Below are 18,357 nucleotides of genomic sequence, written 5' to 3'. Positions count from 1 at the left end.
TCTTGTGGGGGGCTCTGCGGAGGCCGCGGGATCGTCTATGGACCCCAGAGAGATGGGGGCGGGGGAAGAGAGGGCCAGTAGGTGGGCGGGGAGGGCTTTGGGTGGGGTGGTGAGGAAGAGGTCGGGGATGAAGAGCTTGGGGGTGGTGCCGGTGGACTGGGCCAACGCGGAGAGGGCTCGGAGGTCGGCGGCGGGGTGGCCGGGGTGGAGGGTGGCGTCGGTCAGAACCGGGCGGCCGTCGGCGTCAAAGAGGACGTTGGCGGGGGTGATGGCGCCGTGGGTCAGGCCCTGGGTGTGGAGGTGGTCGACGGCCTCGGAGAGTGGGGTCAGGAGGGTGACGAGCTCGCCTTTGGACAGTGGGCCGCGGCGTTGCAGGAGGGCGGCGAGGCTGCCGGCCAGGAGGTGCTGGCTGACCAGGATCCAGGCGGTCTCGGTCTCGCGGAACTCGAGCAGCCGGGCGATGTGCGGATGGCGGACGCGGGTGAGCATGCTGAGGTCTTCGCGCAGTCTCCGGGGGTCGGGGAACGCGCCGATCGGGATGTGTTTGAGCACGGCGTTGCGGCCGGTCGCACGGTCACGGACCTGCCAGACGGTGCCGACCGATCCGGACCCGAGCTTCCGGCGGAGGCTGTAACCGGCGATGTCTGCGAGGTCCATGCCCAAGAGGATGCACCGATCGCGACCTCGCCCGTCAGAGTTATCCACAGCCCAGGGCGCCGGCCGTGATCAGGCGCCGCCTACACTCGAAGGCGTGACGGCGATCAGGTACGTGGAAGCGGGTTTCGGAGCCGACGCGGTGGACTACGAGACCGCGTGGGCGGAGCAGCGGCGCCTGCACGCGGACGTTGCCGACGGCACCGGGGCGGACACGGTGATCCTGCTCGAGCACCCGCCGGTGTACACGGCGGGCAAGCGCACCGAACCTCACGAGCGCCCGATGGACGGCACCCCGGTGGTGGACGTCGACCGCGGCGGCAAGATCACCTGGCACGGCCCCGGCCAGCTGGTCGGCTATCCGATCGTGAAGCTCGCCTCCCACGTGTACGTCGTCGACTACGTCCGGCGGCTCGAGGAGGCGCTGATCGCGGTCTGCGCCGAGCTCGGGGTGAAGACCGGCCGGGTCAAGGGTCGCAGCGGAGTCTGGGTGGCGGCCGACGACCGTGGCCGGGAGCGGAAGATCGCCGCGATCGGCATCCGGGTCGCGCAGGGCGTCACGATGCACGGCTTCTCGCTGAACTGCAACAACGACCTGGCCTGGTTCGACCGGATCGTCCCGTGCGGCATCTCGGACGCCGATGTGACCACGCTGTCGAAGGAGCTCGGTCGTGAGGTGACGATCGCCGAGGTCCTCGATCCGGTACGGCGGCACCTCGGCGAGCTCCTCGCCTGGGACGAGTACGAGCGCAGCCCGGACATCGACCACCACGAGGAGCCCCCGACGGCCATCACCTACGGGCTGACCGTCTGAACTTACGGGCTGACGGTCTGACCCTTCAGACCGACTTCGGCCCGCCACGCGGTGTGCAACTCGTGCAGGCGGGCCACCAGCTCTGGCTCCTCGTCGAACCGGTTGGTCTGTTCGCCGATGTCGTCGGTCAGGTTCGCGAGGAACCACCCCTCCCCCATCGGCGCGTGCTCGTAGTCCCGCAGGTGCTGGGTGTTGGCGTCGTCGCCGACCCAGCTGAGCTTCCACGGCCCTGACCGCACCGCCCACTGGAACCCGCAATCCCAGTGCAGGGCGTCGTGCTCGCCATCGGAGTCGCCGACGAGTGTCGGGAGCACGTCGATTCCGTCGACCCCGTCAACGCTCGCACCAGCGGCAGTGGCCAGCGTCGGGACCAGGTCCATCGTGCTGACCAGTGCGTCCGTACGACGACCCGCCGGCAGCTGTCCTGGCCAGCGCCAGATCATCGGGATCCGGATCCCGCCGTCCCACAGCGTGTACTTCGTCCCGCGCAACGGAGCGTTGTCGCCGAAATTGCAGGTCGAACCACCGTTGTCGGTCACGTACACGACGATCGTGTCGTCGCCCGCGGCGTCCAGCAGCCGCCCGATCTCCGCGTCCATCAGCTCCAACTGCGCGAGGTAGTACTCCCGCCCGTGTGGCAGGTTGGGCACGATCGCATCGTCGTACCACTCTCCGAAGGCCCCGTCCGTGTCTGGGGACCAGTCGTTGAAGGCGGGCAGGCCGCGGGCCTTCAGTTCGGACTCCGGCAGCTGCCAGCAGAAGTTGTGGACGGCGTTGAACGCCACCATGCAGAAGTACGGCCGCTCGTCCTCAGTCTCCATGAACTCGGCCGCCCGCCGCCCGAACTCGGCGGTCAGGAAGCCCTCGTGCTCCACCGGTGCGTCCCCCGACAGCAACGGCTGCACGGCCATGTGGTGCGCGGCCGGCTGACCGTACGACGCCACCGCGTCCTCGGAGTGATGCAGATAGTTCAAACGCCCGAACGACTGCCCCGCCAGCCCGTACAGCGTCTCCTCGAACCCGTGGTGCGGCGGACACGCCCTGTCCCCCACCTTCTCCGGACCGTAGTGCACCTTGCCGAAGTACCCCGTCCGATACCCCTGCCCCTGCAGGATCTCCGCCAGCGTCGGTACGTCGTCCGGCGGGAACTCGGCCGAGTCGAACCACTGACCGCCCCACCGCTGCTGGTACCGCCCGGAGATGATCGCCGCACGCGATGGACTGCAGATCGGCGCGGTCACGTACGCGTCGGAGCAGCTCACTCCCTCTGCAGCCAACCGGTCCAGCGCTGGAGTGTGTACCTCGGGGTGTACGCCGAGCGCACCGCGGTCGGCGTACCCGTGGTCGTCGGACACGATCAGCAGAATGTTCGGGACGGACAAGGAGCTCATCCTCTCGTGGTGGCAGCCATCCGGGCTGCCTGGTCGGCCTTCGCCCGGGCGTCGGTCGCGTCGGGGTCCAGCAGCCATCTCATCTCGGCATCCAGCCGCCGCACCAGAGCCGTATCACCGGAGAGGTCGTGCAGCTCGAGTGGATCGTCTTCGACGTTGAAGACCTGCGGTGTCTGCGCAGCGCCGTAGTAGCAGTACTTCCACGGCCCCGACTTGAGCATGAAGCCCCCGTCGACCATCCCCTGCGCGTGGTACTCCGCCAGCACGGGCCGGTCCAGCGGCTCCATCAACGTGTGACCGGGCAGACCTGAGTCGGGAGCCAGTCCGGCGATGTCGCGCAGTGTCGGGAGCAGATCGACCAGACTGACGTGTGCGTCGCTCCGGCCTGGCTGCAGCGCTGGATGGCGTAGCAGCATCGGGATGCGTACGGCGGGCTCGTAGAAGCACTGTTTCTGCCAGATGCCCTGGTGGCCGGCCATTTCGCCGTGGTCACTGGTGTAGATGACCACTGTGTCGTCCGGCACCGCCTCCAGCAGCCGACCGATCTGATGGTCCAAGTGACTGATCAGCGCCCAATAGCAGACAGTCGCCTCGCGGATCTGCTCCTCGGTGATCGGCTCGTCGTTGCGGAAGCCGTGACGCAGTAGCGAGATCACCGGGTGCTGCTCGTCGGCGACGGACGGCAGTTCGACGTCGGCTGTGTCGTACAGCGCGCGGAATTCCGCTGGTGCGACCAACGGGAAGTGCGGGTGCATGTAGCCGACGTACAGCAGGAACGGATCCTCGCCTGGTGCGCGCAGGAAGTCCAGTGCGGCGTCCGTGGCTGCGACGTCGTGGTCGGTGTGGACGTGGCCGCCCGCTCCCTGCTCGGTGACGTGGGAGTTCGACGGCCGCCGCCAGTCCGGCGTACGGCGGGGTGGGCGGCCACTGTGGTCGACCCAGAAGTCCAGGTCGTCGGTGAGACGCCGGTCGAAGCCCAGCAAGCGGTCTGGTCCGTTGAAGTGGGTCCGGCCAGCGATGACCGATGTATAGCCGGCGTCGCGCAGATGGTGGCCCCAGGTGCGGTACGACGGGCCCGGGATCACGCCGTTGTCCCACGCCTGGATCTGGTGCACGTACTGGCCTGAGAGCAGCGAGAGCCGGGACGGGACGCACATCGGGCTGTTGGTGTACGCACGGTCGAACGAAACGCCCTGTGCGGCCAGGCGATCCAGATGCGGGGTGTGGATGTGCGGATGACCGGCCCAGCCGGCCGCGGCGGCGGTGTGCTCGTCGGACAGGATCACGACGATGTTCGGACGGCGCATGGCTCCTACCTTAGGCAAGCGGTTGCCTGTCCGCGTCGTGCCGAAGTGTCTGCAGGGTGTGACGGCAGATCGTCGCTACCTTGGGGGTGTGTCCAAATTTCTTGGGTTCTTGCTCGGCGTAGCCGTTGCACTGGCCGGCCCGGCCGTGTTCGGAGTGCTCGCCGCACCGGGTGGTATCGAGCTGAACGCGAAGGAGATGGCGCTTGCCTACGGCATCGGCGCGCTGATCTTCTGGGCCGTGGTGTCGTACTTCTCCGGCGCCGGCGCGCTGGGGGCCTTCGCCGCCTTCGGCACGCTGGTCTACTGCTGGCTCTGGATCCCCAACCGGACCACGAACTTCCTGAACGACGTCCCCGGGGTGACCACCGGGATGATCGACGGGTCGAAGCAGTACACCCTCAACGGCGTCGTCCCGATCCTCGGGGTGATCTCGCTGGTGTACGGGATCCAGCTGATCGTCCGCAGCGCGCAGCGGCGGCGCCGGGAGCGGGCCGAGGCCGAGCGACTGCAGCGCGAGCAGGAGGCCGTGCAGGCGCAGCAGGACGCCGACGCCGCGGCGGTGTACCCGGTTGCCGGGAGCACCTATCAGCCCGCGCCGCCGGCGTACGAGAGCCACACCTCGTACGACGACCTGTTCGACGAGCCGGAGCCCGAGCCGGTACGGCCGCGGAACCAGGCCGATGAGCCGACCCGCCAGTTCCCGATCGAACCGAACAACGATGCCGAACCGACCGCCGTTGTCGAGTCGAACGCCGCGGCCGTGCCCGATGCCGAGCCCGACGCCGAAGTCGACGCCGAGGTGGAGCCGGAGAACGAGCTCGAGCACACCCAGCCGTTCCCAGGACCCGATGCCGAGAGCAACAGTTCCGGCGACGACGAGACAGTAGTCGCCCCGGCACCGGCCGCCGAGGCCCCGAAGCCGGTCGAGCAGCCCAAGGCCGAGGAACCGAAGGCCACGGACCCCAAGCCGGCCGAAGCACCGAAGGCCGAAGAACCCAAGCAGCCCGAGGCCCCGAAAGCCGCCGACGAAACCAAGGCGACCAAGGAAGCCGCTCCCAAGGTGACTCCCAAGGAGCAGGTGGGTTCTCAGTACCGCGAGCGGATGGAAGACCCCGAAGACACCGGCGAGTTCCACCTCGCCTTCGAGAACCCGGTCGTCAAGCCGGCGTAAGAACCCTCACGCGACGTGCATGCGCTGCTGGTGCTGATCCCGCCGCGCATGCTCGGTGATCGCCTGGTCGTACGCCGCGCTCGCCATCTCCAGCACGTCGCCCGACATCTGCGCCCGCGGTGAGTCGGCGCTCCATGCGAGCACCAGCTTTCGGTGGATCGGGTCACCCGCCAGCGTCCGCGTGGTGACGTCCGAGGAGAGCATCCGGTACGACGTCGGCGAGATCAGCGCGACGCCCTGACCACTCGTCACGAACCCCATCAGTACCGAGGTGTCGACCGAGTGGTGCTCGACCTTCGGCTGGAACCCGGCCGCTTCGCACGCGGCCCGGAACAGCACGTGGAACCCGCTGTCGTCCGGCGGTTCCCCGATCCATTCCTCGTCGCACAGCGCGGCCAGGTCGACCTCACCACGCGTGCGTGCGGCCACCGGGTGGTCCGCTGCCAAGACGACGTACGCCGACTCGGACTCGACGACCGTGATGGCCTCGACCCCGGCCGGCAGCCGCAGCTCGAACCCCGGGAACTCCCGGAGCAGTGCGAAGTCCAGCCGACCGCTCTCCAGCTGCTGCAGCAGTACGCTGGTGGACCACTCGACCTCGATGCTGACCTGCTCGATCTCGCCGTGGTCGCGGAGCCGGGACGCGATCCCGGACATCGGCGCGGTCGGGAACCCGCCGAGCCGAACCGCTGATGACTCGACCGCGGTCATCGCGGACACCGTCGCGGACAGGTGGTCGACGTCGACCAGGATCGCTCGCGCGCGATCCACGGCGTACCGGCCGAGCGGTGTGGGGGTGACGCCGGTGCGGGAGCGCTCGAACAGCTCACCGCCGAACGCCGCCTCGATCCTTTTCAGCTGCGCGGTCAGGCTCGGTTGGCTGACCTTGAGCCAGCGGGCGGCCCGACCGACGGACCCCGCTTCGGCGACCAGGACCACCACCCGCAGATGACGCAGCTCAACGTTCATGCGTTGAGACCGTAGTCGAGGTCTACGCACAGCTCACAGGCGCCCTACATTGCGGTTTCGTCACAGCCCGGCCCGGATCTGTAACGCCGGGCCCGGCTGTGACGATGTGCTACGACGCTCTGAGCGCCAGCGCCTCGCGGTAACCGAGCCGGCGGCCGGTCTGCAGCAGGGTCCGCTCGTACAGCCGGGCCCCCAGCCGGATGATCAGCACCGTGGCGCCGAGCAGCAGCGCGATCGCGACCAGCGGCTGCCAGATCGGCACGTCCTCGGTGAGCATCCGGCCCGGCATCGACATCGACGACGCGATCGGGACGAAGGACGCCACCGTCTTGGCCGACGACCCGGCGAACACCGAGAAGAAGAACGGGATCATCAGGATCATCTGCCCCGGCAGCGTGGTCGACCCGAGATCTTCCTGCCGCGTCGCCAGCGAGCCGGCGACCGCCCAGAGCCCGGCCAGGGCCACGAACCCGAGCACGAAGAACACCACGAACCACCCGGCGACCGGTGCGACCACCTCGAGGATGTCGGCCTGATCCGTGGCCAGCAGCCCGATCAGCGACGCCGCCGCGATGACGACGATCTGCGAAAGCGCCAGCACCGTGTTGCCGAGCACCTTGCCCCACAGCAGCGACCGGATCGGTACGGCGGCCGCAAGGATCTCGACGACCCGGCTCTCCTTCTCCTGGACGACGCTCTGCGCGATCATCATCCCGAAGCCGAGCGCGGTCATGTAGAACACCAGCGCGAGCCCGATGTTCACGAAGTCCGAGACGATGTCCGGCAGCGGGCCGGGCTTCAGCAACTGCAACGAGACCTTGGTGCCGGCGTGCAGCTCCGCGGGCGTCAGGCCCGCCTTGCCGGCGTTCGTCTCCATACCAACGGAGGCGGCGGCCTCGCGCAACGCGCTCTCGATGCTCGAGTCGACCCGATCCTTGCCGAGGACTACGTATCCGTCGTCGCCTGGCAGCAGTGCGGCCTTGACGTCGCCGTCAGTGACCGCCTGCTCGGCGGCCCCCCGGTCGGCGACCCGCTTCACCTCGTAGCCGTCGTCCCCCTTGGTCGTCGACGCCTGCTGCACGACCTTCGCGCCCCTGTCGTCGATCACCGCGATCTTGTCCGTACCGCCGCGACCCGCGAGGACCGCGGGCACGATCACCGCGACCATCACGATGAACAGCATCACCACCGTCGAGCCGATGAAGGTCTTGTCCCGCAGCTTCGTGCTGATCTCGCGCTCCGCGATGAGCACCCACGGCCTGTCCAACGAGTTCATCGGGTCGCCTCCCGGAAGACGTCGCTCAACGCCACCCGCTCCGGCCCGAACTCACGGACCGTCCCGCGGCTGATCGCCTCCTGCAGAATCTGTTGCTCCGAAGCACCATCCAGTACGTCGAACAGCGCCGTACCGCCGGCCACATCGCGCACGGTGATCCCCCGCACGTCCCGCAGCCAGCCGGCGTCACCATCGACCACCAGGCGGTACGTCGACGTGGGCCCGGCCGAGAGATCCGCAACGGAGCCCGCGGCAACGACCTTGCCCCGGGACAACACGACCAGGTCGTCGCACAACCGCTCCACCAGGTCGAGCTGGTGACTCGAGAACAGCACCGGCACCTCCGGCGTGACCTCCTCGCGGAGCAGATCGACCATCGCGTCGACGGCCAACGGGTCGAGGCCGCTGAACGGCTCGTCCAGCACCAGCGCGATCGGCTCGTGCACCAGCGCGGCCGCGATCTGCACCCGCTGCTGGTTGCCCAGCGACAGCATCTCGAGTACGTCGGTGGCGCGCTCGGCGAGCCCGAGCCGCTCGAGGATCTTGTCGGTCCGCTCGCCGGCCCGATCCGGGTCGAGCCCGTGCAGCCGGCCGAAGAACACCAACTGGTCGCGGATCTTCATCTTCGGGTACAGCCCACGTTCCTCGGGCATGTAGCCGAAGTCCCGGCGGACGTCCTGGGTCAGCAGCTCACCCTTCCACCGCACCTCGCCCGCGGTCGCGGCCAGGACGCCGAGGATGATCCGCATCGTCGTCGTCTTCCCGGCCCCGTTGGCCCCGACGAACCCGGTCATCCGTCCCGGTACGACGTCGAAGGTCACGTCGTCCAGTGCCAGATGATCACCGAACCGCCGGGTGAGCCCGTCCACCCTGAGCATGTGTCACCGTTCCCATCAGGTCAGGCCGGGCCTGCGCCCGACCCTGACCAAGCTAGTCAACCGACCGCTACCGACACGTCGGTCGAGAGGGTGATCACCGAGGTCATCCGCGGGACGGACGGATCAGGCAGAGGTGTCGTCTCCAGGGGTGACCAGACCGCACTCGTACGCGAAGACGACCGCCTGCACGCGGTCGCGGAGCCCCAGCTTCAGCAGCACCCGGGAGACATGGGTCTTGACCGTGGCCTCGCCGACGAACAACTGGGTCGCGATCTCGGTGTTGGTCAGACCGCGGGCGATCAGGCTGAGGACCTCGCGTTCGCGATCGGTGAGGTCGGCCAGGAGATCGGGACGGTAGACCCGCTCGCCGCCGCCGGCGAAGCGCTTGATCACGCGGCGGGTGACCTCCGGGGCGAGCAGGGCGTGACCGGAGTGCACGACCTGGATCGCCTCGACCAGGTCCTCGGGGGCGGTGTTCTTCAACAGGAACCCGCTGGCGCCAGCGCCGAGCGACTCGAACAGGTAGTCGTCGCGGTCGAACGTGGTGAGGATGACGACCTTGCCGGCGTCCTCGGCAACGATCCGCTGGGTGGCGGAGATACCGTCCATCCCGGGCATCTGGACGTCCATCAGGACGACGTCCGGCCGCAGGTCCAGCGCCAGCTCGATCGCTTTCTCGCCGTCCGAGGCCTCGCCGATCACCTCGATGTCCGGCTCGACCGACAGGATCATCCGGAACCCGGCGCGGACCAGGTCCTGGTCGTCGACGAGCAACACCCGCATGGGTGTCTCCCCCATTACGTGTCCCTTCCAAAGGTTTGCGGGTCCAACGGGATCCGGACCCGGACCCGGAATCCTCCCACGGGCCGTGGGCCGATCTCACTCTCGCCGCCGAGCAGCGCGACCCGCTCCCGGATGCCGACGTGACCGAGCCGGCTGCCCACCGGCGCGTGCTTCGGGCGGCCGTCGTCGATGACCTCGAGCTCGACGGTCTCACCGAGGTACCGCAGCGTCAGGTGCGCGCTGCGTGCCGTCGAGTGCTTCCGGACGTTCGACAGCGCCTCCTGCGCGATCCGGTACACCGACACCGAGACGGTCTTGGGCAGCTCCGCCGGCGCGCCGATCTGGTGGAAGCCGACCTCCAGGCCCTGGCTGTTCGCGTCCGCGATCAGCGCCGGCAGCCGGTCGGCGCCCGCCTGCGGCGTCTTCGGGTCCGGCGTACTGACGTCGATGTCCGGGTCCGCGGCGCGGAGCATGCCGAGCAGTTGCCGCATCTCGTTCACGGCGCTCCGGCTGGACTCCTCGATCACGTTCAGCGCGCCCTTCGCGGCCTCCGGATCGGTGTCCATCACGCGGCGCGCGCCACCGGCCTGGATGCCGATGCTGCTGATGTGGTGGGCAACGACGTCGTGCAGTTCACGGGAGATCCGCAGCCGCTCGTCGATCACCGCGCGCCGCGAGTTCGCGTCCTGCTGCGCGGCCAGTTCGGTCGCCTGCTGCTCCAGCTCGAACCGCTGCCGGGCGGTCCGCCACGCGGTCCGGCCCCAGAAGTAGGCGCCGAAGAAGTACAGGACGTTCAGCGAGACGGTGATGATCACGTTCGACACGTACGGCGAGAACAGTGCGTGGTTCGGCCCCTCGATCGCGTTCGCCCGCAGCGCCTCGACGAAGTTGATCGTCAGCCAGCCGAACATCGCCACGAACACCAGCGCGACGGCGCCCTTCATCAGCCGCCGGTCCCGCGCCCACGCCACCGCCGCGTAGATCGCCATGAACATCGCCGACTGGGTGACCAGGTTGCCCTGGTACGCGAACAGCGCGCGCTCCCCGTTCACCACGAACAGCACCGCCACGATCAGCAGCACCGGGATCGGCCACCGGCGCCGGAAACACAGCGGCAGCGCGATCGCCGCGCTCAGCACGTACGGCTCAACACCCCAGATCCCGAGGCTGACGTGCGACGGCCAGCTGCCGCGGGCGAACTCCGTCCCGAGCACGGCCGCCAGCGCCATCCCGAGCCCCAGGAGTACGTCGTACCGCTGCTCGCGGGCCGTCGGCACGGGACGGGTCCAGCCGCGGACCGCCGGACCGGACGCCGGTGGACTGCCCGGTTCGGCATCCGAACGCAGCTCAACGGTGGACATAGCTCATCACCCTACGGGTGAAACACGCCTGACCCGGGACGCGTACCCTGGAGGGCGTGACGATCGCCCCAGAAGGACGGAAGCTGCTCAGGCTCGAGGTGCGCAACGCGGAGACCCCGATCGAGCGCAAACCCGAGTGGATCAAGACTCGCGCCAAGATGGGCCCGGAGTACCAGGCACTGCAGAAGCTGGTGAAGTCCGAGGGACTGCACACGGTGTGCCAGGAAGCCGGCTGCCCGAACATCTTCGAATGCTGGGAGGACCGCGAGGCCACCTTCCTGATCGGCGGCGACCAGTGCACCCGGCGCTGTGACTTCTGTCAGATCGACACCGGCAAACCCGAGGCGCTGGATCGTGACGAGCCGCGCCGCGTGGCCGAGTCGGTCCGCACCATGGGCCTGCGGTACGCGACCGTCACCGGTGTCGCCCGCGACGACCTGGACGACGGCGGCGCCTGGCTGTACGCCGAGACCATCCGGCAGATCCACGAGCTGAACCCGGGCACCGGTGTCGAGATGCTCGCGCCGGACTTCAACGCGGTCCCCGAGCAGCTCGCCGAGGTGTTCTCCTCGCGGCCCGAGGTGTTCGCGCACAACGTCGAGACGGTGCCGCGGATCTTCCGCCGGATCCGCCCCGGCTTCCGCTACGAGCGCTCCCTGGACGTCATCACCCAGGCCCGGGACTACGGCCTGGTCACCAAGTCGAACCTGATCCTCGGCATGGGCGAGACCCGTGACGAGGTCAGTCAGGCGCTGAAGGACCTGCACGCGGCCGGGTGCGAGATCATCACGATCACGCAGTACCTGCGGCCCTCGGTGCGGCACCACCCGGTCGAGCGCTGGGTGAAGCCCGAGGAGTTCGTGGAGCTCGACTCCGAGGCGCAGGAGATCGGTTTCGCCGGTGTCATGTCCGGTCCGCTGGTACGGTCCTCGTACCGCGCCGGTCGGCTGTACCGTCAGGCGGTCGAGTCACGTATGAACGCCAACCAGGCATAACCAGGGACAGGGTTAGAGATGGCCAAGAACGACGCCCCCGAAGAGAAGACCGGTCGGCTCAAGCAGATCGCCTCGGCGTACAAGCTGACCAGGAAGTCCGACCCGACGGTCGGCTGGGTGCTCGCCGGGATCTTCCTCGGCGTCGTAGCGCTCGCCGTGGTCGGCGGTCTGCTGGTCGGCCCGCTGCTGATCTGGATCCCGCTCGGTGTCGCGCTCGGGTTCCTGGCCGCCACGATCGTGTTCGGCCGGAAGGTCGAGAAGGCGGCGTACAGCCAGATCGAGGGTCAGGCCGGTGCGGCCGCGTCCGCGCTGCAGACGCTGCGCCGCGGCTGGAACGTCACGCCCGCGATCGCGGTCACCAAGAACGCCGACATCGTCCACCGGGTGGTCGGCCGGCCGGGCATCGTGCTGGTCGGCGAGGGACAGGCCAGCCGGGTGAAGAACCTGCTCACCGCCGAGGCGAAGAAGCACGGCCGGGTCGCGGGCGGCGCGCCGGTGACCCAGATCGTCGCCGGGCAGGGCGAGGGCGAGATCGACATCCGCAAGCTGACCAAGCACGTGATGAAGCTCCCGGCGGTCATGCAGCCGTCGGAGATCACCGACCTGCTGCAGCGCCTGAAGGCCCTGGACGCGGTCCGGCCGCAGGTGCCGATGCCGAAGGGCCCGATGCCGAACAACCTGAAGGGCGCCCGGCAGGCGATGCGGGGACGGTAACCCGAAAGGCATGCGGACAGTTGATCTGTTCAGCATGCACCGTGGGGAGGCTGGTTGCCCTTAGGGTGCGACCAGGACGGATTACAGGGGAACAGCAGACATGACGGACCTGATGCCGGCGGTGCACCAGCCGGCCACCGAGACGTGGCCGACGCTGGCCCGTCCGCGCTCCAACCCGGTCCGCCGGTACGGCGCAGCGACCGCGATCCGTCTGATCGCGAAGGACCTGCCCGCCACGATCCATCTGGACAGCAACCGGTCGTACGGGCTCGGTGGGCCCGCGATGCGGGTGCACCGGACGGCCGCGTTCCTGGACCGGCTCGGGCACGACGCCGGGTCCGGGTTCGGCGAGGCCTACCTGGCCGGCGACTGGGACCCGGAGCCGGGCACCGACCTGGCCGACCTGCTGGTCCCGTTCGCCGAGCGGTTCAGCAACGAGGAGACCCGGCACCTGCTGCCCAAGTGGGCGCAGTCGCTGCGCTGGCTGGTCACCCGCTCGCAGCCCGGCGAGCAGGAGAACGACCGGGCCGGCGCGCGCGAGAACATCAGCCGGCACTACGACCTGAGCAACGCGATGTTCTCGGAGTTCTTGGATCCGACGCTGACTTACTCAGCGGCGTACTTCGGCACTCGCGATGCCGCGGCTGATCTCGCGACGGCGTCGTACGACGAGCTCAATGATGCGCAGCTGCGGAAGCTGGACGCGATCCTGGACGCCGCCGGGGTGCAGTCCGGGTCGCGGGTGCTCGACATCGGCTGCGGCTGGGCGAGCCTGGCGATCCGGGCCGCGCAACGCGGCGCCTGGGTGACCGCGATCACGATCGCCTCCCAGCAGGCGCTGCTAGCGCAGCGGCGGATCGCCGACGCCGGGGTCGGCGACCGGGTACAGGTCGCGCTGCGTGACTACCGTGACCAGATCGGTGAGTTCGACGCCGTCCTGAGCGTCGAGATGATCGAGGCGGTCGGCGAGAAGTACTGGCCGGTCTACTTCGACGCGATCGAGCGGCGGCTGGCGCCGGGCGGGGTCGGCGTCGTACAGGCGATCGTGATGCCGCACGAGCGGATGCTCGCCACCCGGAACACGTTCACCTGGGTGCAGAAGTACATCTTCCCCGGTGGGCTGATCCCGTCGGTCGAGGTGATCGAGGACGTGACCGCGAAGCACACCGGCCTGCGCGCCGAAGTGGTCCGGCATCTCGGCGGGGACTACGCGCGAACGCTGCGGATCTGGCGGAACCGGTTCATCGAGCGCTGGCCGGCGATCGGGGCGCTCGGGTTCGACGACACGTTCCGGCGGATGTGGGAGTTCTACCTCGCGTACTCCGAGGCGGGATTCCGCACCGGATACCTGGACGACGTGCAGCTGCGACTCACGCGCCGCTGAACTACCGGCGTACGACGACGGTCTTGGCGGCCAGGTCGTGGAGACCGCGCCGGTCCCGGTCGAAGACGACGGCCGGGATCACCACGCAGATCAGGAACGAGCGGATCACGCCGCCGAGCAGACCGGCCGGCGCCGTGAAGGTCTTCTTGTCCCGGACCGGAATCACCCGCAGCCCGAGCAGCCGGTGACCGATCGTGCCGCCGACCAGGCCGGTCAGTATGGCGCTCATCACAAAGAAGATCGCCAGGTGCGAGGTGTTGTAGTCGTTCCCTCCCGCCCACATCGGTTTGCCGACCACGGCGGAGGCGATCAGGCCTGCGATCAGCCAGTCCACGACCAGGGCGAGCACGCGGCGGCCCCAGCTCGCGACCGAGCCCGCGCCCTCCTCCGGCAGCCCGAGCCGGTTGCCCGGGTAACGGAATTCTTCAGAGGGTCCTGCAGCACTCGCCGGGGATGATGCCATGATGTCTAGCCTACGGACACGTTCGGAGGCGGCCCAAGGCGGCCGCGATATCTCAGGGCGTAACCGCCGTACACCAGTGGGTCAGCGCGGACACGCTGGGCGTAACATCCGCGAAACATCAGGGTCATGACGGAGAAACCGGCGGGCCCTACGTTCAGATGCAATCTCTGAGCCACCCTAGGAGTACGTATGTTTTCCAGTGCGGAGGAGCTGCTCGCCTACGTCAAGGACGAGGGCGTCGAGATCGTCGACGTCCGGTTCTGTGACCTGCCGGGCATCATGCAGCACTTCACCGTCCCGGTGTCGTCGTTCGGGCCCGAGGTCTTCGAGGACGGCCTCGCGTTCGATGGTTCGTCGGTCCGCGGTTTCCAGCAGATCCACGAGTCCGACATGAAGCTGCTGCCGGACCCGACCAGCGCGTACATCGACGAGTTCCGCACCGCGAAGACGCTGGTGATCAACTTCTTCGTGCACGACCCGCTGACCGGTGAGGCGTACTCGCGTGACCCGCGGAACATCGCCCGCAAGGCGCAGGAGTACCTGAAGTCGACCGGCATCGCGGACACCGCGTTCTTCGCCCCCGAGGCCGAGTTCTACGTCTTCGACGACGTCCGGTTCGAGACCAAGGCGAACGGCGCGCACTACTCGATCGACTCGGTCGCCGGCGCCTGGAACACGGGCCGCGTCGAGGACGGCGGCAACCGCGGGTACAAGGTCCGCTACAAGGGTGGTTACTTCCCGGTCGCGCCGACCGACCACTTCGGCGAGCTGCGCGACGACATCACGCTGGCGCTGGAGCGCTCCGGGCTGATCGTCGAGCGCGCCCACCACGAGGTCGGCACGGCGGGTCAGGCGGAGATCAACTTCCGCTTCGACGAGCTGCTCAAGGCCGCCGACGACGTGATGAAGTTCAAGTACATCGTCAAGAACAAGGCGTGGGAGGCCGGCAAGACCGCGACCTTCATGCCGAAGCCGATCTTCGGTGACAACGGCTCCGGCATGCACTGCCACCAGTCGCTGTGGAGCAACGGCGACCCGCTGTTCTACGACGAGTCCGGGTACGGCGGCCTGTCCGACACCGCCCGCTGGTACATCGGCGGTCTGCTGAAGCACGCCCCGTCGCTGCTGGCCTTCACCAACCCGACGGTGAACTCCTACCACCGCCTGGTCCCGGGCTTCGAGGCGCCGGTCAACCTGGTCTACTCGTCCCGGAACCGCTCGGCCTGCATCCGGATCCCGATCACCGGGTCGAACCCGAAGGCGAAGCGGATCGAGTTCCGCTGCCCCGACCCGTCGGCGAACCCGTACCTGGCCTTCGCGGCGCAGCTGCTGGCCGGCCTGGACGGTATCCGCAACAAGATCGAGCCGGCCGACCCGGTCGACAAGGACCTCTACGAGCTGCCGCCGGAGGAGCACGCGGGCATCGCCCAGGTGCCGACCTCGCTGCCGGCCGTGATCGACGCCCTCGAGGCCGACCACGACTTCCTGCTCGAGGGCGACGTGTTCACGTCCGACCTGATCGAGACCTGGATCGACCTCAAGCGTGAGCAGGAGATCGCCCCGATCCAGCTCCGCCCGCACCCGCACGAGTTCGAGCTCTACTACGACGTTTAAGCCCAGGCTTTAGGACCCTTCGGTCCTAGTCCGGTCCCGTCACGAAAAGCCTTATAAACAAGGGCCTCTAGCCTCACAAGGGTTAGGGGCCCTTGTCATGCGTTCGGCCCCCTCCGGTTGACTTTCCGTTGACCCAGCCCAAGGGCTTCCGTGTCGCAACGCCCCTCAGGCACGCAGCTAGCCGAGCTGGCACCCCGACAACCCAGCAGCGCCGTACGAGGCTCACAGGGGCCCTCACGGGCCGCTCATGGCGGGCTGCATGGGCGCCGGGTGCATCCGCACAGCGCTTCCGCTACCCCGGCCCCGTCAGCCCCCACAGTCGCCGCGTACGTCGGATATGCCGCCCGGAGGTCTGCTCGCAACTTTTCGCAACAACCATTGACGCTCGATCAGAGCAACAGGAGACTTGGGCAAGCAATCATTCGCAACGGAATACGAGGGGACAAATCATGAAACTTACACTCGTCGCCGGTGACCCGCAGTCCGTACCCGACAACTCGCCCACGCTCTACAAGACCGATCGGGGAAGTTGGGTCGTACAAGGTTGGGTCGTCAATGATCCGGAGGCACTCGCCGCACTCAACGTCCCTGACGGGGAAACTGTGGTCGAGATCCCCGACCGCATGATTCAGTTCTTCCAGTAAGGCGGACCGTGGAGGATATCTCACTAGACGAATTCAGGCGCTTGCTGAACGACTTCAAGCGGAGCGCTATTCATCTGGAAACCCGCGACGCCTACGGCACGGAAACCGAACTTCCGCACATGGCGAAATGGGCAGCGGGCGAGCCGGACGACCTCGAATGGCTGCAGGCGTGGTGTAGCAACATCCGCAGTCACGTTGACGCGGGAGCGATGACCAGGCGCGCAAAGGTCGTCTCCGAGCCGTTGAGCGACTACCAACGTTGGGCCTACACGGTCCTCACTCCGATTGCAGATGCCGGGGAAGACATTCGATGGACACCTAGACGGCTCGTCTCGTCAATCGCGATCCCCGGAAATGACTATTACGTTCTGGACGACGAACTGGTCATTTTCATGCATTTTAGCGGGAACGGTCTTGCGAACGCTCACACGATTTCCACCGATCCTGAAGATATCCAACGATGCCGCACGGCATTTGAACAAGTTTGGGCATTGGCCACACCACATAGTGAATACAAACCCTAATAGCGCAGCCCGGAAGGCACAGGAAGCATTAGGTCTGCGCCTTCGGGGATTGCGTAAAGATGCTGGCTTCACCGGTCGCGCTCTCGCCGAGGCGACCGGCTGGCATTTCACGCGCATCAGCAAGTTAGAGAATGCCATTCAAACACCATCAGATCTAGATATCCGCGTATGGTGCGCAGCGTGCGGCGCGGAAGACCAGGCAGCCGACCTGATAGCGCAGGCCCGGACGATCCAGTCCATGTACATGGAGTTCCGGCACCGCGCTCGCTCGGGCATGAAACAACTGATGTTGTCAGCAGTCCCGCTCTATCAGCAAACAACGCACTTCCGGCTGTACGAGCACAACGCGATACCGGGACTCTTTCAGACACCCGACTACATACGAGCGATGCTCGAATTCTGGTTTCGCTTTCTCGAAATCCAAAACGACATTGACGAATCTGTGTCGGCACGTATGGAGCGCCAAGCGGTCCTGTATCAGAGCTCGAAGACCTTCGCCATTGTGTTGGAAGAAGCCGCGCTCTACACGCGGTTCGGTGGGACCGACACCATGATCGGCCAGCTCGACCGCTTGCTGACCGCCGCAAGCCTGCCGAATGTGTCGATAGGCATCGTGCCCCGCACAGTTGACCGGGAAGTCATCGGCACTGCTGGCTTCTGGATATTCGATGACAAGCTCGTCAAGCTTGAGACTCCGACCGCAGGTATCGAGGTCAGCCAGCCCCAAGAGATAGCTCTCTACGTGCGAATGTTCGAGACCCTGCGCAAGCCAGCCGTATACGGCCGCGACGCGCGCGACCTGATCGTCAACGCGCTGAACGCGATGTAGAAACTAATCGCAACAACGTAGCCCTTACCGTTCGCCGCTCCCTAAGTTTGTCGCATGCAACCGGCACACGGGGTACGGCAAAGAGGCGATGGTGCGTGAGCGACTCCGGCGACGGCTATTCATCCTGTGGCGCAAGCTCAACGACACATTCCGCCGATGGCGAGACGAAGACTGAACTCCCCCGCGCATATGCCTACGCGCGAAAGCATCTCTTGATGTGCGAGTCGGAAGTGAACCGCACCAAAGAGCGGCTTACCTACTTCGCGAAACAAGCCGGCTACAACTTATCCGCCGTTTTCGTGGAAGAGGTTCAGACCGCACCAGACGCATTCGAGCGTCTGGTTCAGGCGGTCGTCAACGACAAGGTTGAAACCGTCATCTTGCCTAGCATGCTGCATTTCGCAGTCCTCGGTGACCCGAAGCGCATCAGAGAGCACTTTGAGGGAGCAACCGGCGCGAAGGTAGTAATCGCCGTGGATGTGGTTTCCTACAATACCGGCGAGGCGGTGTCTTGATCCCTGCATCGGCGCCGCCTCGCCGTTCCATTCTCAGTCTGCCTCGCGGGCACGGCGGCGACTCTTAAAAC

18 protein-coding genes and 1 pseudogene are annotated in these 18,357 nt (G+C 67.2%); 10 read left to right on the top strand and 9 right to left on the bottom strand.

The annotated features are described in order from the left end of the window. Positions 1-267: 267 nt before the first annotated feature. Positions 268-657: pseudogene (locus tag AC0662_RS40835) on the bottom strand (protein kinase domain-containing protein); the annotation flags it as partial. 94 nt (positions 658-751) lie between these two features. Here AC0662_RS40835 and lipB point away from each other — a divergent pair. Beyond that, complete coding sequence (gene lipB / locus AC0662_RS40830; RefSeq protein WP_452204723.1) at positions 752-1,468, top strand: lipoyl(octanoyl) transferase LipB; 717 nt, start codon at positions 752-754, stop codon at positions 1,466-1,468. Between the two features lie 2 nt (positions 1,469-1,470). On the opposite strand, the gene AC0662_RS40825 is transcribed toward lipB, so the two are convergent. Further along, complete coding sequence (locus tag AC0662_RS40825; protein ID WP_478307383.1) at positions 1,471-2,859, bottom strand: sulfatase family protein; 1,389 nt, start codon at positions 2,857-2,859, stop codon at positions 1,471-1,473. Next, complete coding sequence (locus AC0662_RS40820; RefSeq protein ID WP_478307381.1) at positions 2,856-4,166, bottom strand: sulfatase-like hydrolase/transferase; 1,311 nt, start codon at positions 4,164-4,166, stop codon at positions 2,856-2,858. Before AC0662_RS40820 ends, AC0662_RS40825 begins: the two co-directional genes overlap by 4 nt. An 88-nt stretch (positions 4,167-4,254) precedes the next feature. Between AC0662_RS40820 and AC0662_RS40815 the strand changes: the two genes are divergently transcribed. After that, positions 4,255-5,337: a prolipoprotein diacylglyceryl transferase gene (locus AC0662_RS40815; protein WP_478307379.1), complete on the top strand. Its 1,083-nt coding sequence runs from the start codon at positions 4,255-4,257 to the stop codon at positions 5,335-5,337. 6 nt (positions 5,338-5,343) lie between these two features. Here AC0662_RS40815 and AC0662_RS40810 read toward each other — a convergent pair whose 3' ends face one another. The 5 genes from AC0662_RS40810 to AC0662_RS40790 all read right to left on the bottom strand — a co-directional run bounded on the left by AC0662_RS40810 (position 5,344) and on the right by AC0662_RS40790 (position 10,604). Continuing rightward, a complete protein-coding gene (locus AC0662_RS40810) occupies positions 5,344-6,306 on the bottom strand; it encodes a LysR family transcriptional regulator (RefSeq protein WP_452204727.1) in 963 nt (320 codons plus the stop codon). Between the two features lie 109 nt (positions 6,307-6,415). Then, the gene (locus AC0662_RS40805; RefSeq protein ID WP_478307377.1) at positions 6,416-7,582 is read right to left on the bottom strand and encodes an ABC transporter permease; all 1,167 of its coding nucleotides are present in this window, start codon (positions 7,580-7,582) and stop codon (positions 6,416-6,418) included. Further along, the gene (locus AC0662_RS40800; RefSeq protein WP_478307375.1) at positions 7,579-8,460 is read right to left on the bottom strand and encodes an ABC transporter ATP-binding protein; all 882 of its coding nucleotides are present in this window, start codon (positions 8,458-8,460) and stop codon (positions 7,579-7,581) included. The genes AC0662_RS40805 and AC0662_RS40800 overlap by 4 nt, the downstream gene beginning before the upstream one ends. Positions 8,461-8,583: 123 nt before the next feature. Beyond that, the gene (locus AC0662_RS40795; protein ID WP_452204730.1) at positions 8,584-9,243 is read right to left on the bottom strand and encodes a response regulator; all 660 of its coding nucleotides are present in this window, start codon (positions 9,241-9,243) and stop codon (positions 8,584-8,586) included. A 14-nt stretch (positions 9,244-9,257) separates the two neighbouring features. Next, a complete protein-coding gene (locus AC0662_RS40790; protein WP_478307373.1) occupies positions 9,258-10,604 on the bottom strand; it encodes a sensor histidine kinase in 1,347 nt (448 codons plus the stop codon). A 56-nt stretch (positions 10,605-10,660) separates the two neighbouring features. On the opposite strand from AC0662_RS40790, the gene lipA reads away from it, so the two are divergent. From lipA to AC0662_RS40775, 3 genes are all read left to right on the top strand, one after another. Next, a complete protein-coding gene (gene lipA, locus AC0662_RS40785) occupies positions 10,661-11,599 on the top strand; it encodes a lipoyl synthase (RefSeq protein ID WP_452204732.1) in 939 nt (312 codons plus the stop codon). A gap of 18 nt (positions 11,600-11,617) precedes the next feature. Then, positions 11,618-12,313, top strand: a complete 696-nt coding sequence (locus AC0662_RS40780) for a DUF4191 domain-containing protein (RefSeq protein WP_452204733.1) — start codon at positions 11,618-11,620, stop codon at positions 12,311-12,313. A 100-nt stretch (positions 12,314-12,413) separates the two neighbouring features. Beyond that, on the top strand, positions 12,414-13,697 hold the full coding sequence (locus AC0662_RS40775) for a class I SAM-dependent methyltransferase (RefSeq protein WP_478307370.1): 1,284 nt from the start codon (positions 12,414-12,416) through the stop codon (positions 13,695-13,697). Position 13,698: 1 nt separating this feature from the next. On the opposite strand, the gene AC0662_RS40770 is transcribed toward AC0662_RS40775, so the two are convergent. Further along, complete coding sequence (locus AC0662_RS40770; RefSeq protein ID WP_452204735.1) at positions 13,699-14,160, bottom strand: RDD family protein; 462 nt, start codon at positions 14,158-14,160, stop codon at positions 13,699-13,701. Positions 14,161-14,349: 189 nt separating this feature from the next. On the opposite strand from AC0662_RS40770, the gene glnA reads away from it, so the two are divergent. The 5 genes from glnA to AC0662_RS40745 all read left to right on the top strand — a co-directional run bounded on the left by glnA (position 14,350) and on the right by AC0662_RS40745 (position 18,286). Then, positions 14,350-15,774 carry a type I glutamate--ammonia ligase gene (glnA, locus tag AC0662_RS40765; RefSeq protein WP_452204736.1) on the top strand — a complete coding sequence of 475 codons (1,425 nt, stop codon included), beginning with the start codon at positions 14,350-14,352 and terminating at the stop codon, positions 15,772-15,774. A 449-nt stretch (positions 15,775-16,223) separates the two neighbouring features. After that, complete coding sequence (locus AC0662_RS40760) at positions 16,224-16,418, top strand: hypothetical protein (protein ID WP_478307368.1); 195 nt, start codon at positions 16,224-16,226, stop codon at positions 16,416-16,418. Positions 16,419-16,426: 8 nt separating this feature from the next. Further along, complete coding sequence (locus AC0662_RS40755; RefSeq protein WP_452204737.1) at positions 16,427-16,942, top strand: DUF6879 family protein; 516 nt, start codon at positions 16,427-16,429, stop codon at positions 16,940-16,942. Continuing rightward, positions 16,926-17,771 carry a helix-turn-helix domain-containing protein gene (locus AC0662_RS40750; protein WP_452204738.1) on the top strand — a complete coding sequence of 282 codons (846 nt, stop codon included), beginning with the start codon at positions 16,926-16,928 and terminating at the stop codon, positions 17,769-17,771. The genes AC0662_RS40755 and AC0662_RS40750 overlap by 17 nt, the downstream gene beginning before the upstream one ends. Before the next feature lie 95 nt (positions 17,772-17,866). Next, entirely contained in the window at positions 17,867-18,286 is a 420-nt protein-coding gene (locus tag AC0662_RS40745) for a hypothetical protein (RefSeq protein WP_452204739.1), read from the top strand. The last annotated feature ends 71 nt before the right edge of the window (positions 18,287-18,357 follow it).

The organism is Kribbella sp. NPDC043289 (genome assembly GCF_056436705.1).
The sequence above is the reverse complement of the archived record's forward strand: the minus strand, read 5'-3'. Positions and strand labels throughout refer to the sequence as shown.

Excerpts from the sequence above, each read along its gene's own strand:
- AC0662_RS40825 (WP_478307383.1), bottom strand. The coding sequence starts at position 2,859 with ATGAGCTCCTTGTCCGTCCCGAACATTCTGCTGATCGTGTCCGACGAC.
- AC0662_RS40820 (WP_478307381.1), bottom strand. The coding sequence starts at position 4,166 with ATGCGCCGTCCGAACATCGTCGTGATCCTGTCCGACGAGCACACCGCC.
- AC0662_RS40810 (WP_452204727.1), bottom strand. The coding sequence starts at position 6,306 with ATGAACGTTGAGCTGCGTCATCTGCGGGTGGTGGTCCTGGTCGCCGAA.
- AC0662_RS40805 (WP_478307377.1), bottom strand. The coding sequence starts at position 7,582 with ATGAACTCGTTGGACAGGCCGTGGGTGCTCATCGCGGAGCGCGAGATC.
- AC0662_RS40800 (WP_478307375.1), bottom strand. The coding sequence starts at position 8,460 with ATGCTCAGGGTGGACGGGCTCACCCGGCGGTTCGGTGATCATCTGGCA.
- AC0662_RS40795 (WP_452204730.1), bottom strand. The coding sequence starts at position 9,243 with ATGCGGGTGTTGCTCGTCGACGACCAGGACCTGGTCCGCGCCGGGTTC.
- AC0662_RS40790 (WP_478307373.1), bottom strand. The coding sequence starts at position 10,604 with ATGTCCACCGTTGAGCTGCGTTCGGATGCCGAACCGGGCAGTCCACCG.
- AC0662_RS40780 (WP_452204733.1), top strand. The coding sequence starts at position 11,618 with ATGGCCAAGAACGACGCCCCCGAAGAGAAGACCGGTCGGCTCAAGCAG.
- AC0662_RS40775 (WP_478307370.1), top strand. The coding sequence starts at position 12,414 with ATGACGGACCTGATGCCGGCGGTGCACCAGCCGGCCACCGAGACGTGG.
- AC0662_RS40770 (WP_452204735.1), bottom strand. The coding sequence starts at position 14,160 with ATGGCATCATCCCCGGCGAGTGCTGCAGGACCCTCTGAAGAATTCCGT.
- glnA (WP_452204736.1), top strand. The coding sequence starts at position 14,350 with ATGTTTTCCAGTGCGGAGGAGCTGCTCGCCTACGTCAAGGACGAGGGC.
- AC0662_RS40760 (WP_478307368.1), top strand. The coding sequence starts at position 16,224 with ATGAAACTTACACTCGTCGCCGGTGACCCGCAGTCCGTACCCGACAAC.